This window comes from Brevundimonas sp. FV1ye7S, from assembly GCF_058680995.1.
Map to the genome: position 1 here is coordinate 3306203 of NZ_CM178726.1, position 15927 is coordinate 3322129.

The following is a 15927-nucleotide window of genomic DNA, read 5'->3' on the forward strand; positions in this document are numbered from 1 at the left end:
GCCGACATGACCGCTTCGCCCAGTCTGGATGACCGCCTTGACGAGGCCGCCCGCGCGGGAGATCCGCGCGCGGCGGTCGCGTCCGTTCTGAGGGACAGTTACGACGCCGCCCGCGCCCGCGCCGAACGCAAGCTGGACGGGGGGCTGAACGGGCGCGAGGTCGCCCGCCTGTACGCCACGGCCGCCGACGACATGCTGGCGGCCCTGTGGCGGGTGGCGACCCAGACCCTTCATCCCGTATCGCCCGTGGAATGCGAACGCCTGTCGCTGGTGGCGGTGGGCGGTTACGGCCGCGGCGTCCTGGCGCCCTATTCCGACCTGGACCTGCTGTTCCTGCGGCCCGGCAAGCCGACCCCGCGCGGCGAGCGGGTGATCGAATTCATCCTCTATGTCCTGTGGGATCTGGGGGCGAAGGTGGGGCCTTCGGTGCGGTCGGTCGAAGACTGCCTGGCCCTGTCGCGCACCGACATGACGGTGCGCACCGCCTTGCTGGAGGCCCGGCCGCTGGCCGGGGACGCCCGGCTTTCGGACCTGATGATCGGCCGTTTCCGCGACATGGTGGCCAAGTCCGACCCCCGCCCCTTCATCGCCGCAAAACTGGAGGAGCGCGCCCTCCGTCACCAGAAGGCGGGCGTGACCCGCTACAAGGTCGAGCCCAACGTCAAGGACGGCAAGGGGGGGCTGCGCGACCTGAACACCCTGTACTGGATCGCCCGCTCCCTGGCGCCGGAAAGCCGGCTGGGCGCGACGGTGATGGACGAGATGTTCACCCCGCGCGAACGCCGCACCTCGGACGAGGCCTTCGATTTTCTGTGGCGGGTGCGGATCCATCTGCATCTGGTCGCGGGGCGGGCCGAGGAGAAGCTGACCTTCGACATGCAGCCCGAGGTGGCCCGGCGGATGGGGTGGCGCGGGCGCGGTGACGAGCCGGCGGTGGAACGGTTCATGCGCCGCTATTTCCTGGTCGCCCGCGACGTCGGCGCCCTGACCCGCGCCATGTCGGCCAAGCTGGAGGCCCGCCACCAGAAGCCCACCCAGGGCCTGTCGCGCCTGATGACCCCGTTCCGGCCCAACCGCCGCAAGCTGGAGGTCGAGGGCTTCTGGGTCGATCAGGGGCGTCTGTCGGTCGAGGGCCCCGAGGTCTTCACCGCCGATCCGGTCAAGCTTCTGACCCTGTTCGTCTGCGCCGACCGCCACGACCTGGATCTGCACCCGGACGCCTTCTCGGCCGTCAGCCGGAGCCTGTCGCTGGTGACGCCCAGGCTGCGTCGTGATCCGGAGGCGACGCGCGCCTTCCTGAACGTCCTGACGCACGGCCAGCGGCCGTATCGCACCCTGACCATCATGAACGAGACGGGCCTTCTGGGCCGGTTCCTGCCCGAATGGGGGCGGATCGTCGGCCAGACCCAGTTCAACATGTACCACGCCTATACGGTGGACGAGCACACGCTGCAGGCCATCGGCATCATCAACGACATCGCCCGGGGCAAGCTGAAGGCCGATCATCCGATGGCGACCGAGATCGTGCATCTGATCTCGGACATGGAGGCACTGATGCTGGGCATGCTGCTGCACGACGTCGGCAAGGGCGGCGAGCGGGGCCAGCTGGAGGACGGGGCCATCGCCGCGCGCCGCGCCTGCGAACGCCTGGGCGTCGATCCGCGCCGCATCGAACTGGTGGTCTGGCTGGTGCGCAGCCATCTGGCCCTGTCCGACTACGCCCAGAAGCGCGACCTGTCCGATCCGGCCACCATCCGCGCCTTCGCCGAACTGGTCGGCGACCCCGAGCGGCTGCGCATGCTGCTGGTCCTGACCGTGGCCGACATCCGCGCCGTGGGGCCGGGGGTCTGGAACGGCTGGAAGGGGCAGTTGATGCGCACCCTCTATGATCAGGTCGCCGCCCTGTTCCGGGGCGAGGACGTGGCGCGCGAGGATCCGCTGGCGGCGCATCCGGCCCTGGTGCAGCGGGCCCGCCAGACCGGCGCCGCCGCCCAGGCCGCGCCCCTGACCCCGGTCGAGGGCCTGCCGGTCCAGGCCACGGAGATCTCCATCGCCGCCGCCGACCGGCCCGGCCTGTTCGCCGACCTGGCCCAGACCATGGCCGCCCTGGGCGCCGACGTCACCGACGCCCGGGTGGCGACCACCAGCGAGGGCGTGGTCCTGGACGTCTTCCGGGTTCAGGACGGGGCGGGCCTGCCTTACGGCCAGGCCGAACCGCGCCGGCTCAAGGCCCTGGTGGACGCCCTGGAGAAGGCGGCGCGCGGCGAGGGCCGCATCAGCAAGGCGCCCGCCCCCGCCGGCAACGCCAGAAAGGCCGCCTTCGAGGTCCGGCCCGTGGTCATGGTCGATCACCACGCCAGCGAGACGGCCACGGTGGTCGAGGTTTCGGGGGCCGACCGTCCGGGCCTGCTGGCGGCCCTGTCGCGGGTCTTCAGCGACGAGGGGCTGAACATCCGCTCCGCCCATGTCGCCAGCTATGGCGAACGGGCGGTGGACAGCTTCTATGTGGTCGATGGCAAGGGGCGCAAGATAACGTCCGAACAGCGGATCGCCGAGCTGCGCACCGCCCTGGAGGCCGTGCTGGACAGCCGCGCCCCGGCCCCCGAGGGCCGCAAGGTCGCCTCGGCCAGGGCCAGCGCGCGCGACGTCTCGGACCTGGGCCGCCGGACCCGCGCCAAGCCCGTATCGCCGCCGTCGGAAGCGCGCTAAGCGAAGACCATCCGTCGCTCCTCGCCGAATGTCCGCATGAGTCTCGCCCGCAACACCCTGGTGCAAGCCACCTTGACCCTGGGAAGCCGCATACTGGGTTTCGCCCGCGACCTGTTCCTTTCGGCGCGGTTCGGTCAGGGCCCGATGATGGACGCCTTCACAACCGCGCTGATGCTGCCCAACATGTTCCGCCGCCTGTTCGCCGAGGGCGCCTTCGCCCAGGCCTTCGTGCCGATCTACGGCGGCGTGCGGGCGCGCGAAGGGGAGGCGGCGGCGGCCGTCACGGCGTCAGAGGCGCTGAGCTTCATCTTCGCCGTGGTGGCGGCCTTCTGCATCCTGTTGCAGGTCGCCATGCCGTGGATCATGCCGTGGCTGCTGTCGGCCTGGCGCGACGACGACGCGGTGATGCGCGCCGCAGTGACGGCGGCGCAGCTGACCATGCCGTATCTGGCCTGCATGACCATAGCGTCGCTGCTGTCGGGCGTGCTGAACACCGGGGGCCGGTTCGCCCTGTCGGCGGGCGTGCCGGTGTTCCTGAACCTGTGCACCCTGGTCCCGCTGATGGCGCCCAGCGTCGTGCCGATGGCCCAGCCCCAGATCCTGATCGCCGTCAGCGCGGCGGTGACCGTGTCGGGGGTTATCCAGGCGGCGCTGCTGTGGTGGGGCGTGCGACGTCTCGGGGTGGGGATCAGCCTGTCGTGGCCGCGCCTGACGACCGGGGTCAGAAAGACGCTGGCCCTGGCCATTCCCGGCGTGCTGGCCGGGGGCGCCTTCCAGATCAACTCCCTGGTCAGCCAGTTTCTGGCCGGATCGAACGAAGGGGCGCGGTCGGTGCTGTACAACGCCGACCGGCTGTACCAGCTGCCGCTGGGCCTGGTCGGGGTGGCGCTGGGCCTCGCTCTGGTGCCCCGCCTGACGCGCGCCTTCGTCTCGGGCGACCACGAGGGCGGACGGCGGACGATGGACGACGGACTGGGCCTCGCCCTGGCCTTCGCCCTGCCGGCGGGCGTGGCTCTGTTCGTCATTCCCTTCTTCATCATCGACGCCACGGTGACGCGCGCCGCCTTCACCTCGGCCGATGCGGCGCGGACCGCCGACGTGCTGCGCCAGTTCGCCTGGGGCGTGCCGGCCTTCGTCCTGGTCAAGGTCCTGACCCCGCCGTTCTTTGCGCGTCAGGATACGCGAAGGCCGATGATCTTCGCCGTGACCTCGGTGATCCTGACCGTGGTGCTGGGATCGGCCCTGTTCTTCTGGTTCGGGTCGCAGGGCTGGGACGGGGTGCTGGGCCTGGCCATCGCCACCAGCATTTCCGCCTGGGTGAACGTCGCGCTTCTGGCCGGGACGCTGATCCGCGAGGACAGCTGGCGGCCGTCTGCGGCCTTCCTGTCGCGCCTGTCGCGCATCTTCGCCGCCAGCCTGATCATGGCGGGCCTGCTGTTCGCCGCCAGCCTCGGCTATCCGGTTCTCAGCCGCCTGTTCCTGGCCAAGGAGGCGGCGGTGCTGATCGTCTGCGCGGCCGGCGCGGCGGCCTACGGCGTCTGTCTTCTGCTGTTCCGCGCCGTCACCCTGTCGGAGCTCAAGGGGACGTTGCGGCGCGAGCCGGGCGCGGGACCCGTATCCGGCCTGGATTGAGGTCTGGACGGCTGGACCGCGAGGCGATAAGCGCGAGCCATGATCCTTTCGGGCCTGATCTCCACCTGGCGATGGCGCGGCTGAACCGCCGCACCCTTCGCCACGCCTGACCCTGCCTTTTCGAGACCCGAATCCATGACCGACCAAACTCCCCCGGCCCTCTACACCGGCCCGCGCCGCATCCTGTCCGGCATCCAGGCCTCCGGCGCGCTTCACCTGGGCAACTATCTCGGCGCCCTGAAGCGGTTCGTCGAACTGCAGGACCAGGGCGCGCCCGTCTTCGTCTTCGTCGCCGACATGCACGCCATCACCGTCTGGCAGGAGCCGGACAAGCTGGCCGCCCAGACGCGCGAGATCGCCGCCGCCTATCTGGCCTCGGGACTGGACCCGAAGAAGTCGATCATCTTCCCGCAATCCGCCGTGCGCGCCCACGCCGAACTGGCCTGGATCTTCAACTGCGTCGCCCGCCTCGGCTGGCTGGACCGGATGACCCAGTTCAAGGAGAAGTCGGGCAAGCACAAGGAGCGGGCCTCGGTCGGCCTCTACACCTATCCCGTGCTCCAGGCCGCCGACATCCTGCTGTACAAGGCGACCGAGGTGCCGGTCGGCGAGGACCAGAAACAGCATCTGGAACTGACCCGCGACATCGCCGCCAAGTTCAACAACGACTTCGGCGTGCCCGGCTATTTCCCCGTGCCCGAGCCGATCATCCAGGGGCCGGCGACGCGCGTCATGTCCCTGCGCGACGGGGCGGCCAAGATGTCCAAGTCGGATCCGTCCGACAACAGCCGCATCAATCTGACCGACGACGCCGACACGATCGCGTCCAAGATCCGCAAGGCCAAGACCGATCCGGAGCCCCTGCCGGAAACCCTGGACGGGCTGAACGACCGGCCCGAGGCCAAGAACCTGGTGGCCATCTACGCCGCCCTGGCCGGCCTGACGCGTGAACAGGTGATCGCACAGTTCGGCGGCCAGGGCTTCGGCGCCTTCAAGCCGGCCCTGGCGGACCTGGCGGTGGCCTCCCTGGCCCCCGTCACGGCCGAAATGCGCCGCCTGATGGACGACCCGGCCGAGATCGACCGCGTGCTGAAGGACGGCGCCGACCGCGCCGCCGAGGTCGCCGATCCGGTGGTGGACGAGGTCAAGACGATCGTCGGCTTCTGGCGGGGGTAGGCCGCTGGCGGTTTTCGGACGCGGCGTCGCGGCGACAGGTTCCGCCGCCGCGCCGTCGGGGCTAGAAGCCCGACCATGAACCATCCCCTCGACCGCGCCGTCTGGAACGCCCTGACCACCCGTCTGTCATCCTTCACGACGCCGGAGTCCGACGCCCACGCCGTGCGCATCGCCCCAGAGATCGGGGTCTTCCTGTCGGCCGCCGACGCCTCGCCCCAGAGCCGCGCCCGCCTGACCGCGCTGGCGCGTCTCCATCCAGGCGCGGGAATGGTCGAGCATTCCGACGGACCCATGGCCGACGTCCTGCCGGACGGGGTCGCCGTGGATCGCCGCATCGCCCTGGTGCAGATGACCGCCAGCGCCCTGACCCCGTCCAAGGCGCTGAGCCCCGCCTTCGAGACCCTGACCGAGGCCGACGCCCCGGCCATGCTGGCCCTGGCGACCCTGACCCGACCCGGTCCCTTCCGCTCGAGAACCCGCGAACTCGGCCCCTTCATCGGGATCAAGCACGACGGGGAGCTGGTCGCCATGGCCGGGCGGCGGCTGCGGGTGGACGGCTTCACCGAACTGAGCGGGGTCTGCACCCACCCCGACCACCGGGGAAAGGGCTATGCCGCCGCCCTGTCGCGGGCGGTGGTCGGCGAAATCCACGCCTCGGGCGAGACCGCCTTCCTGCACGCCTTCGCCGATCATGAGGCGACCATCGCCTTTTACCGGTCCCTGGGCTTCGAGGTTCGAGCGCCGATGGTCTATACGATCCTGGCCGACTGACAGGGGAGACGGGCCATGAGCGCGCACGGGGCGACCATCGAATGGATGCGGGGCGATCAGCCCTTCACCGACAAGCGCTACAGCCGCGCCCACAGCTGGACCTTCGACGGCGGGGCGGTGGTCCCCGGATCGTCGTCGCCCGCCGGCGTGCCTGTGCCCCTTTCGGACGCCTCGGCGGTCGATCCGGAGGAGGCGATGGTCGCCTCCCTGTCCAGCTGCCACATGCTGTGGTTCCTGGCCTTCGCCGCCAACGCCGGTCTGGTGGTCGATTCGTATCGCGACGCGGCCTCAGGCGAACTGGACAAGAACGCGGCCGGCGCCCGGTATCTCGCCCGTGTCGCCCTTCGCCCCGTGACCGCCTTCTCCGGCCGCCAGCCGGACCAGGCCGAGCTGGACGCCCTGCACCATTCCGCCCACGAACACTGCGAAATGGCCCATTCGGTGCGCGCGGAAATCACCATTGAGGCGACCATCGGCTAGGTCGGATCAGGCGGCCTAGGCTAGGCCCGCGCCGTCTCCTCCTCGACCAGGGACCGGAACAGGCCGTGGGCGGCGATCATGCCGTCCGAGGTGGCCAGGGTGATGTTGGACGCGGCTCGCGCCAGGTCGCCGGCGGCGAAGACGCCCGGCTGGGTCGTCGCCTGCATGGCGTCCACCTTGATCACCCGGCCCATCGGGGTGTCGGTCATCTCGCAGCCCAGCCGCTCGGCGAAGGGGCTGGCGACGCGGACGCTGGCGCCGACGAAGATGGCCTTCAGGTCCACGAAGCGCCCGTCGGTCAGCCGCGCGCCGGTCAGGGTCGGGGCCTCGCCTTCAAGCCGGGCGATGGGCGTGGTCTCTATGGTCACGCCGCGCCGGTACAGCAGATGGGCGTCCTCGGGCGACAGGCCGACCTCCAACCCCATGAACAGGGTGACCTGGCCCCACTCCGCCACCATGGCGGCGTACTGGACCGCATGGTCGCCCCGTCCCAGCACGCCGATGGGGCCGCCGCCGATCTCATAGCCGTGGCACCAGGGGCAGTGCAGGGCCGTGCGGCCCCAGCGTTCCTTGACGCCCGGAATATCGGGCAGCACATCCTCGACCCCGTGCGACAGCAGAAGGCGGCGCCCCCGCGTCCGCGTGCCGTCGGCGAAGGCGACCGAGAAGCCGCCGTCGATCCGCTCGATCGTGATCGCCTCGGCCATGCGGAAGGCGGCGGTGGGATAGGCGGCGACCTGAGACCGGGCCGTCGCCGCGATCTCGGCTCCCGGTCGGCCGTCGTTGGTCAGAAAGCCGTGGGCGCGGGCGGCGAACCGGTTGCGGGGGCGTCCGTCGTCGATGACCAGCACCCTGCGCCGGGCGCGAACCAGCTGCTGGGCGGCGGACAGGCCGGCGTAGGAGCCGCCGATGATCAGGGCGTCGTGCGGCATGGGTTCACTCGGGGCGATGGGCGTTGAGACGGGCATTCAGCAGATCCCTTTTCGGATGTTCGGCCATCCGGCGCGCGAAGTCCGCCGCCAGATCGGCCAGGGTGATCTCGTTCAGCCGCGCGACCAGCAGGGCGCGGGCGGCGGCATAGGTTCCGGCCAGGGCGTCGTTGACCGCCGCCTCGACCAGACAGCCGTCGGCCTCGACCGGCGGGGTTTCGGGAAACAGGCCGGGCTCCCCCAAGGCCGTGTTGACCTGGCCCAGGGTCACCCGGTCCAGCGGCCGGGCCAGCCGCCAGCCGCCGCCATGTCCCTTTTCCGAGTTCACCATCCCCTGTTCACGCAGGCCCGCCATGGTCCGGCGCACCACGACCGGATTGGTCGACAGGCAGACGGCCAGCTGATCCGAGGTCATGGGCGCGCCGGTTCGCGCCTCATGCTCGGCCATGTGCAGCAGGGCGTGAAGGATGTTCGAGAGGCGGGAGTCTCTTTTCATGTAACTTCAATTGTTACGTGATGAGCCCGACGTCAAGACGGGGGCTGGGATTCTTTTCAGACGTGGGGCGCGACGTCCGTCAGGAAGGCCCTGAACCGCCGCAGGGAGTCCTCGGTCAGGTCCGGGTCGTGGCGCATCGGGCCGTTGTTGGTCGGTTCGTCGAAGGCGTGGGTGCCGGCGGCGACCCAGCTTTCGACCTCGGCGCCGCAGTCGCGGATCATGGCGTTGATCATTTCGGCGTTGCGGACCGTGGTCAGGTGGTCGCGTTTGCAGGTCACGGCCAGCACCTTGGGGCAGTGCCGCCAGGGCTTCATCCGGTTGAAGGCGAAGGGCCCGATATAGGGATAGGCCAGCCAGACGGCCCGCACCCCCGACAGGTCGGCCGCGCCGGGATCGGCCACGCCCAGGGTGTTGGGCGCGGGATCGGCGCTCATCATCTCCATGATCGACCAGCCGCCGTGGCTCCATCCGGCCAGGGCCAGCCGGGTCGCGTCCACATCGGGTCGGGCCGAAATCCCCTGGATCGCCGCCAGCACGTCGCCGGCCCGTTCATACCCCCGAAAGGCCAGGCCGGTGCAGACCGCCGTCAGGGTGAAGGCCCGGCCCCAGCCGCGCGGGCCGTAGGAATCGACAATGAAGGCCCGCCAGCCCGCCGCCTTGGCCGCCTCGGCGTACCGGGGCAGATGGTCGCGCAGACCGCCGCAGCCGTGGAACAGCAGCACCGCCGGCCGGGGCCGGTCGTCGTCGGGCCCGACAATGGAGAGATGGGGTTCGAGGCGGGCCCAGCGGCGCTTCAGATCGTCCATCCGTGATCTACGCCGCAGCTTTCGCCCGAACGCCAGCCCCTCTTGCGCATTTCGTCATTCAGATATATCTAACTGTTCGAGAATAGATATATCGAAAAAGGAATCGATCATGAGATCCAAGGGTATTTTCCAAGGCCGCAGCAACGGATGCGGCGAAAAACACGGTCGTCCCGGCGGGTTCGGCTTCGGGCATGGGTTCGGTCACGCCTTCGGGCGCGGGATGCGCGGCGGACGCGGCGCGGACTTCGGTCCTGGCTGGGACGGCGGCGAGGCGCGCGGACGTGGTCACGGCCATGGCCGGCGCGGCGGCGGCCGCCTGTTCGACCACGGCACCTTGCGCTGGGTCCTGCTGTCGCTGATCGCTGAGAAACCCAGCCACGGCTACGAGCTGATCAAGGCGGTCGAGACCCGGCTGGGCGGCGCCTATTCGCCCAGCCCCGGCGTCATCTACCCCAGCCTGACCCTGCTTGAGGAGATGGGCGCGCTGGAGTCCCAGACCGAAGGCGGCAAGAAACTGTATTCGATCACAGAGGCCGGCCGCGCCCTGCTGGCCGAGAACGAGGCGATCCTGCGCGCCGCCGAGGCGACGATGGACAAGTTCGCCGCCCGCGCCATGCGGCCGACCGCCATCCAGGACGCCATCGGCCGCCTGCGTCACACGATCCACGACCGTCTGACGGGCGAAACCGCCCTGACCGAGGCCCAGGTCCAGGCCATCGCCGCCATCCTGGCCGAGGCCGCCGACAAGGTGGAACAGGCATGACCGGCCTCCTGCGCATTCCCCGGCGCGTGCGGCACGAGCTGAAGTTCCGCACCCTGACCGTGGCCTCGGTCCAGGACCTGACGCCGGCCTATCGCCGCATCGTTCTGGAAGGCGCGGACCTGGAGGGCTTCGTCTCCCTGGGCTTCGACGACCATGTGAAGATCTTCCCGGTCGCCGAGGGCCAGGCGCCGGTCATGCCGACGCTGGGGCCGGAGGGTCCGGTCTTCCCAGCTCCCCGCCCCGTGGCGCGCGACTACACGCCCCGCGCCTATGACGCCGCTGCGCGTCGGCTGACGCTGGATTTCATCACCGGCCACGGCGGTCCGGCGACCGAATGGGCCATGGCGGCCAAGGTCGGCACGGTCTTGGGCGTCGGGGGTCCGCGCGGGTCGTTCATCGTCCCCACGGCCTTCGCCGACCATGTGCTGATCGGCGACGAGACCGCCCTGCCGGCCATCGCCCGTCGTCTGGAGGAACTGCCCGCCCGCGTCCGCGCCCATGTGTTGGTCGAGGTCGCGGACCTGGATTCGACATGGACCTTCGACAGCGCCGCCGATGTCGCCGTCACCTGGGCCGTCCGCGACGGCGCCCCGCGTGGCGGGGCCGAGACCCTGCTGACGGCGCTCGACACGGCCCTGACCGGGGTCAGCCCGAAAGACGCCTATGTCTGGATCGCCGCCGAATCCGGCGTGGCGAAGGCCCTGCGGACAAAGACGCTAGGACTTGGCTTCTCGCCCAAGGCGATGAAAGCCGCCGGCTACTGGCGCCTCGGCGACCCGGGCGCCCACGAGGTCATCGAAGGCTGACCCCCGCTGCGCGCAGCGTCAGGTTCAGCCGCCCGCCGCCGGGGATCAGGCGCGACGACCCCTCCAGCACGCGGTCGATCCCATGCCGGGCCAGTCGCGCCGGGCCCGTCAGGGCGCAGACGTCGCCGCTGTCCAGCCGCAGCGTCGTGGTGCGCCCGCCCTCGGCGGCGCCGATGCGGAACATGGCCGCGTCGCCCAGCGACACCGACAGGACGGGCGCGCCCAGGTCGGCCTCGTCCCTGTCCTGGTGCAGGCCCATCTTCGCCCCCTCGCGATACAGGTTGACCAGACAGGCGTCCGGCCGCCAGGGCCCGCCGACCGTCGCCTCCCACAGGTCCAGCAGCACCGGCGGAATATCCGGCCAGGCCCGCCCCGTCTCCGGGTGGGTCGCCTGATAGCGATAGCCGGCCCGGTCCGAGACCCAGCCCAGCGGCCCGAAATTGCTCATCCGCACCGAGAACGGCCGTCCGCCCGGCGTCTGCGGCCGGTACAGGGGCGCTGCTTCCAGCCGCGTGAACACCGCATCGACCAGATCGGCCTGGGCCGATGCGTCCAGGGCCCCCGGCCACAGGCGAAAGCCTTCAACGGCGGTTTTGACCTCTAAAATCGCGGACATGGCCTCATCCTGCGCGAAAACCGGTTCCGCCGCATCGCTGAATCGCAGAACGCCCTTGCAGCCGTATGGGACTTTCCCATATCGGGGCCAGCTTCGGAGAAACCCCGCGAAGTTTGGGGCTATCCGACACCAACCACGCCAACCCACAGGGGGCGGTCACGCGCGGCGCTTCGTCGAAGGCCGCCGCATCGCCCGCCGATACGGAGAGAAATAGAACGCCCATGGCCAAGATCATCGGCATCGACCTCGGCACCACCAACTCGTGCGTGGCCGTCATGGACGGCAAGAACCCCAAGGTCATCGAAAACGCCGAAGGCGCCCGCACCACCCCGTCGGTGGTCGCCCTTCAGGACGGCGGCGAGACCCTGGTGGGTCAGCCCGCCAAGCGTCAGGCCGTCACCAACCCCGCCAACACCTTCTTCGCCATCAAGCGCCTGATCGGCCGCAACTTCGACGATCCCGTCGTGGCGAAGGACAAGGGCATGGTGCCCTATGAGATCGTCAAGGGCCCGAACGGCGACGCCTGGGTCCGCGCCCACGGCAAGGACTATTCGCCCCAACAAATCTCGGCCTTCACCCTCATCAAGATGAAGGAAGCCGCCGAGGCCTATCTGGGCGAGAAGGTCACCCAGGCCGTCATCACCGTTCCGGCCTATTTCAACGACAGCCAGCGCCAGGCCACCAAGGACGCCGGCAAGATCGCCGGGCTTGAAGTCCTGCGCATCATCAACGAGCCGACCGCGGCCGCACTGGCCTATGGCCTGGAAAAGAACGAAGGCCAGAAGATCGCTGTCTATGACCTGGGCGGCGGCACCTTCGACGTCTCGATCCTGGAGATCGGCGACGGCGTCTTCGAGGTGAAGTCGACCAACGGCGACACCTTCCTGGGCGGCGAGGACTTCGACGTGCGCCTGGCCGACTATCTGGCCGACGAGTTCAAGAAGGAACAGGGCGTCGACCTGCGCCAGGACAAGCTGGCCCTGCAGCGCCTGCGCGAAGAAGCCGAAAAGGCCAAGAAGGAACTCAGCTCCACGACCCAGTACGAGGTCAACCTGCCGTTCATCACCATGAACGCCTCGGGCCCGCTGCACTTGAACATCAAGCTGTCGCGCGCCAAGCTGGAGGCCCTGGTCGACGACCTGGTCGCCCGCACCATCGAGCCGTGCAAGAAGGCCCTGGCCGACGCCGGCCTGAAGGCCTCGGACATCGACGAAGTCGTCCTGGTCGGCGGCATGACCCGCATGCCCAAGGTGCAGGAGGCCGTGAAGGCCTTCTTCGGCAAGGAGCCGCACAAGGGCGTCAACCCTGACGAAGTCGTGGCCCTGGGCGCCGCGGTTCAGGCCGGGGTTCTGCAAGGCGACGTCAAGGACGTGCTGCTGCTGGACGTGACGCCCCTGACCCTGGGCATCGAGACCCTGGGCGGCGTCTTCACGCCCCTGATCGAGCGCAACACGACCATCCCGACCAAGAAGAGCCAGACCTTCTCGACCGCCGACGACAACCAGTCGGCCGTGACGATCCGGGTCTTCCAGGGCGAGCGTCCGATGGCGTCGGACAACAAGATGCTGGGTCAGTTCGACCTGATGGGCATCCCGCCGGCGCCGCGCGGCATGCCGCAGATCGAGGTCGCCTTCGACATCGACGCCAACGGCATCGTCAACGTCTCGGCCAAGGACAAGGCGACCAACAAGGAACAGTCGATCCGCATCCAGGCCAACGGCGGCCTGTCGGACACCGACATCGACAAGATGGTCAAGGAAGCCGAGGCCAACGCCGCCGCCGACAAGGTCCGCAAGGACCTGGTCGAGGCCCAGAACGCCGCCGACAGCCTGATCAACTCGACCGAGAAGGCCCTGGCCGAACACGGCGACAAGGTCGAGGCCGACGTCAAGACGGCGATCGAGACCGGTCTGGCCGAGTTAAAGACCGCCCGTGAAGGCACGGACGCCGAGGACATCCGCACCAAGACCAACAGCCTGGTCCAGGCCTCGATGAAGCTGGGCGAGGCCATGTACGCCCAGCAGCAGGGCGCCGGCGAAGGCGATGCGGCCCCGGCCGACGACGGCGTGGTCGACGCCGAGTTCGAGGACGTCTCGGACACGGACGAGAAGAAGAGCGCCTGATCGGCAACAGGTCGGCGAAATGATACGGCCCCGCTTGTCTTGCGATAGGCGGGGCCTTTTCATGAAACTTGCATCAGTCGTTCCGGCCCCCATGTCAGCCGGGACACCACAGCTTCGCTGACGCCCGCAGAGGCGTGACGGAGCCGCAGGGGAAGTATGAGGACCAACGCCCTATGGCGCGTGACTATTATGAGGTTTTGGGCGTCGAACGGACAATCGACGCGCCCGGTCTGAAATCGGCCTATCGCAAGCTGGCCATGATCCATCACCCGGATCGCAACGGCGGCTCGGAAGAGTCGATGGCGCAGTTCAAGGAAATTTCCGAGGCCTATACGGTCCTGTCGGACGATCAGAAGCGCGCGGCCTACGACCGGTTCGGCCACGCCGGCGTGAACGGCGGCGGGGGCGGCGGCTTCGGCCAGGGCCAGCAGGGCTTCTCCGACATCAACGACATCTTCTCCCAGGTCTTCGGCGACGCCTTCGGGGACGCCTTCGGCGGTCGCCAGGCCGGCCGGGGCCAGCAGGGCGGACCGCGTCGCGGCTCGGACCTGCGCTATGATCTCGAGATCAGCCTGGAACAGGCCTACAAGGGCGCCGAGGTCGAGATCGACATCCCGGCCACCATGACCTGTGAGACCTGCGAAGGCTCGGGGGCCAAGCCCGGCACCAAGCCCGTCACCTGCACCACCTGCAACGGCGCCGGCCGCGTGCGTCAGGCCAACGGCTTCTTCCAGGTCGAGCGGACCTGCCCCCGCTGCCACGGCGCGGGCCAGATGATCGCCGACCCCTGCACGACCTGTCACGGCCACGGCCAGGTGCGCAAGACCCGCACCCTGAACCTGAAGATCCCCGCCGGCGTCGACGACGGCTCGCGCATCCGCCTGTCGGGCGAGGGCGACGCCGGTCAGCGCGGCGGCCCGCGCGGCGACCTGTACGTCTTCCTGTCGGTGACGCCGCACGACCTGTTCGAGCGCGACAACCTGGACCTGCTGGTCACTGTGCCGGTTCCCATGACCGTTGCGGCCCTGGGCGGCGAGATCGACGCCCCCTGCCTGGTGTCCGACGCCTGCGACGGCAAGTGCAAGGCCGCCGTCGCCGTGCCGGCCGGGGCCCAGACCGGCAAGACCGTCCGGATCAAGGGCAAGGGCATGCCCCATCTGAACGGTCGCGCCCGCGGCGATCTGGTGGTCGAACTGTTCGTCGAGACCCCCACCGACCTGACCGCCCGTCAGAAGGAACTGCTGCAAGAGCTTGCCCTGTCGTTCGGAGAGGGGCAGAACCCCCGCAACTCCAGCTTCGCGGGCAAGGCGAAGCGTTTCTGGGCTGACATCCTGGGCAATCAGGATGCGGACGGGTCGAAAGAAAACGTGGTTTGAGCGCAATCTTCCACGCCGGCATTTCCGGCTATCGCGGCCGGATGGGTCGCGCGGTGTCCCAGGTTCTCGATGCGCGCGAGGACGTGGTCGTCGCCGCCCGGTTCGACTGGGGCGAAACCGCGGACATCTCCCTGTGCGACGTGATCATCGATTTTTCGACTCCGGACGCCTCGGTGGCCCTGGCCCAGAGCGCGGCCGAGCGCGGCGGCCCCAGCCTGGTCATCGGCTCGACCGGCTTCACGCCGGAGCAGGAGGCCGAGCTGATGAAGGCCGCCGAGAAGATCGCCATCGTCAAGAGCGGCAACTTCTCCCTGGGCGTGAACATCCTGATCGGCCTGGTCCAGCACGCGGCCCAGCGGCTGGACGCCCAGGACTGGGACATCGAAATCACCGAGGCCCACCACCGCCGCAAGGTGGATTCCCCGTCCGGCACCGCCCTGATGCTGGGCGAGGCCGCGGCCGAGGGCCGGTTCACCGACCTGGCCGATATCCGCTCCGCCCCCTATGACGGCGTCCAGGGCGAGCGCGAGAGCGGCAAGATCGGCTTCTCCTCGATCCGCGCCGGCGGCATCATCGGCGAACACACGGTCCTTTTCGCCTCGGAAGACGAGGTCCTGACCCTCAGCCACTCGGCCATCGACCGGTCCCTGTTCGCCAAGGGCGCGGTCGCCGCCGCAGCCTGGGTCCGCACCCGCGGACCCGGCCTGTACGACATGCAGGACGTGCTTGGCTTTCGCCAAGCCTGACGTCTAGGGCGCTTCGCGCCGCGCTACGCTCGCGACGCTGTCGCTCACGGCTTGAGCGCGGAAGCCATTACCCAGTCAGAGGGTGACGAAACCTGGGGGTGGCAGGCCCGCAAAAATCAGTGCACGACCCTGCGCCGCCCACGGAACGCGGTCCCGGTCAGCAGGGTCTTGATGAAGAAAAAGATGGCGATGACGATGGCGTAGCCTAGGAACAGGGCCAGGGCCGTCATCCAGAAGCCGACGGTCAGAAGCGCCGGCAGGACGAATTCGCCGCCGTTCAGCACCGGCAAGACCGCCAGCACGATCAGATGCACCAGGGTTGCGCCCAGGGCGGTCGAGGCCAGCGACCGCCAGTCCACCATCAGCAGGGCGGCGATGATGGCGATGATCAGCCCCATCACCTGGTTGACGCCGTCGAAGCCGGCGCTGGCCAGACCCGCGATTCCACTCAGGAAATCGCCGATCTGATCGATCAGATTTTCCACGTCGTCTCTCCTG

At 69.3% G+C, this 15927-nt stretch carries 15 protein-coding genes; 10 read left to right on the top strand and 5 right to left on the bottom strand.

Going from position 1 to position 15927, the window contains the following annotated elements:
* The first annotated feature begins 6 nt into the window (after positions 1–6).
* The 5 genes from glnD to ACW18C_RS16150 all read left to right on the top strand — a co-directional run bounded on the left by glnD (position 7) and on the right by ACW18C_RS16150 (position 6768).
* Complete coding sequence (glnD, locus tag ACW18C_RS16130; protein ID WP_008258990.1) at positions 7–2709, top strand: [protein-PII] uridylyltransferase; 2703 nt, start codon at positions 7–9, stop codon at positions 2707–2709.
* Positions 2710–2745: 36 nt separating this feature from the next.
* A complete protein-coding gene (murJ, locus tag ACW18C_RS16135; RefSeq protein WP_008259524.1) occupies positions 2746–4341 on the top strand; it encodes a murein biosynthesis integral membrane protein MurJ in 1596 nt (531 codons plus the stop codon).
* Positions 4342–4476: 135 nt separating this feature from the next.
* The gene (gene trpS / locus ACW18C_RS16140; RefSeq protein WP_492071985.1) at positions 4477–5517 is read left to right on the top strand and encodes a tryptophan--tRNA ligase; all 1041 of its coding nucleotides are present in this window, start codon (positions 4477–4479) and stop codon (positions 5515–5517) included.
* A 75-nt stretch (positions 5518–5592) separates the two neighbouring features.
* A complete protein-coding gene (locus ACW18C_RS16145) occupies positions 5593–6288 on the top strand; it encodes a GNAT family N-acetyltransferase (protein ID WP_492071987.1) in 696 nt (231 codons plus the stop codon).
* Positions 6289–6303: 15 nt separating this feature from the next.
* On the top strand, positions 6304–6768 hold the full coding sequence (locus ACW18C_RS16150; RefSeq protein ID WP_008263054.1) for an OsmC family protein: 465 nt from the start codon (positions 6304–6306) through the stop codon (positions 6766–6768).
* A 20-nt stretch (positions 6769–6788) separates the two neighbouring features.
* On the opposite strand, the gene ACW18C_RS16155 is transcribed toward ACW18C_RS16150, so the two are convergent.
* Genes ACW18C_RS16155 through ACW18C_RS16165 form a run of 3 tightly spaced genes read right to left on the bottom strand, consistent with a single transcriptional unit; the run spans position 6789 to position 8999 of the window.
* Complete coding sequence (locus tag ACW18C_RS16155) at positions 6789–7736, bottom strand: NAD(P)/FAD-dependent oxidoreductase (protein WP_372704972.1); 948 nt, start codon at positions 7734–7736, stop codon at positions 6789–6791.
* A complete protein-coding gene (locus ACW18C_RS16160; RefSeq protein ID WP_492071989.1) occupies positions 7705–8193 on the bottom strand; it encodes an Rrf2 family transcriptional regulator in 489 nt (162 codons plus the stop codon). The genes ACW18C_RS16155 and ACW18C_RS16160 overlap by 32 nt, the downstream gene beginning before the upstream one ends.
* Positions 8194–8249: 56 nt before the next feature.
* Positions 8250–8999, bottom strand: a complete 750-nt coding sequence (locus ACW18C_RS16165) for a dienelactone hydrolase family protein (RefSeq protein WP_492071991.1) — start codon at positions 8997–8999, stop codon at positions 8250–8252.
* 109 nt (positions 9000–9108) lie between these two features.
* Between ACW18C_RS16165 and ACW18C_RS16170 the strand changes: the two genes are divergently transcribed.
* Entirely contained in the window at positions 9109–9762 is a 654-nt protein-coding gene (locus ACW18C_RS16170; protein WP_492071993.1) for a PadR family transcriptional regulator, read from the top strand.
* Complete coding sequence (locus ACW18C_RS16175) at positions 9759–10568, top strand: siderophore-interacting protein (protein ID WP_492071995.1); 810 nt, start codon at positions 9759–9761, stop codon at positions 10566–10568. The genes ACW18C_RS16170 and ACW18C_RS16175 overlap by 4 nt, the downstream gene beginning before the upstream one ends.
* On the opposite strand, the gene ACW18C_RS16180 is transcribed toward ACW18C_RS16175, so the two are convergent.
* The gene (locus ACW18C_RS16180) at positions 10555–11184 is read right to left on the bottom strand and encodes an alpha-ketoglutarate-dependent dioxygenase AlkB (protein WP_492071997.1); all 630 of its coding nucleotides are present in this window, start codon (positions 11182–11184) and stop codon (positions 10555–10557) included. The two genes, ACW18C_RS16175 and ACW18C_RS16180, sit on opposite strands and share 14 nt — an antisense overlap.
* Positions 11185–11405: 221 nt before the next feature.
* Here ACW18C_RS16180 and dnaK point away from each other — a divergent pair, with 221 nt between their 5' ends.
* The 3 genes from dnaK to dapB all read left to right on the top strand — a co-directional run bounded on the left by dnaK (position 11406) and on the right by dapB (position 15429).
* Positions 11406–13307, top strand: a complete 1902-nt coding sequence (gene dnaK / locus ACW18C_RS16185; RefSeq protein ID WP_492071999.1) for a molecular chaperone DnaK — start codon at positions 11406–11408, stop codon at positions 13305–13307.
* A gap of 173 nt (positions 13308–13480) precedes the next feature.
* On the top strand, positions 13481–14683 hold the full coding sequence (dnaJ, locus tag ACW18C_RS16190) for a molecular chaperone DnaJ (RefSeq protein ID WP_035308053.1): 1203 nt from the start codon (positions 13481–13483) through the stop codon (positions 14681–14683).
* Positions 14680–15429, top strand: a complete 750-nt coding sequence (gene dapB, locus ACW18C_RS16195) for a 4-hydroxy-tetrahydrodipicolinate reductase (protein WP_426025779.1) — start codon at positions 14680–14682, stop codon at positions 15427–15429. Before dnaJ ends, dapB begins: the two co-directional genes overlap by 4 nt.
* Positions 15430–15545: 116 nt before the next feature.
* On the opposite strand, the gene ACW18C_RS16200 is transcribed toward dapB, so the two are convergent.
* Positions 15546–15914: a hypothetical protein gene (locus tag ACW18C_RS16200; protein WP_292150368.1), complete on the bottom strand. Its 369-nt coding sequence runs from the start codon at positions 15912–15914 to the stop codon at positions 15546–15548.
* Positions 15915–15927 lie beyond the last annotated feature (13 nt).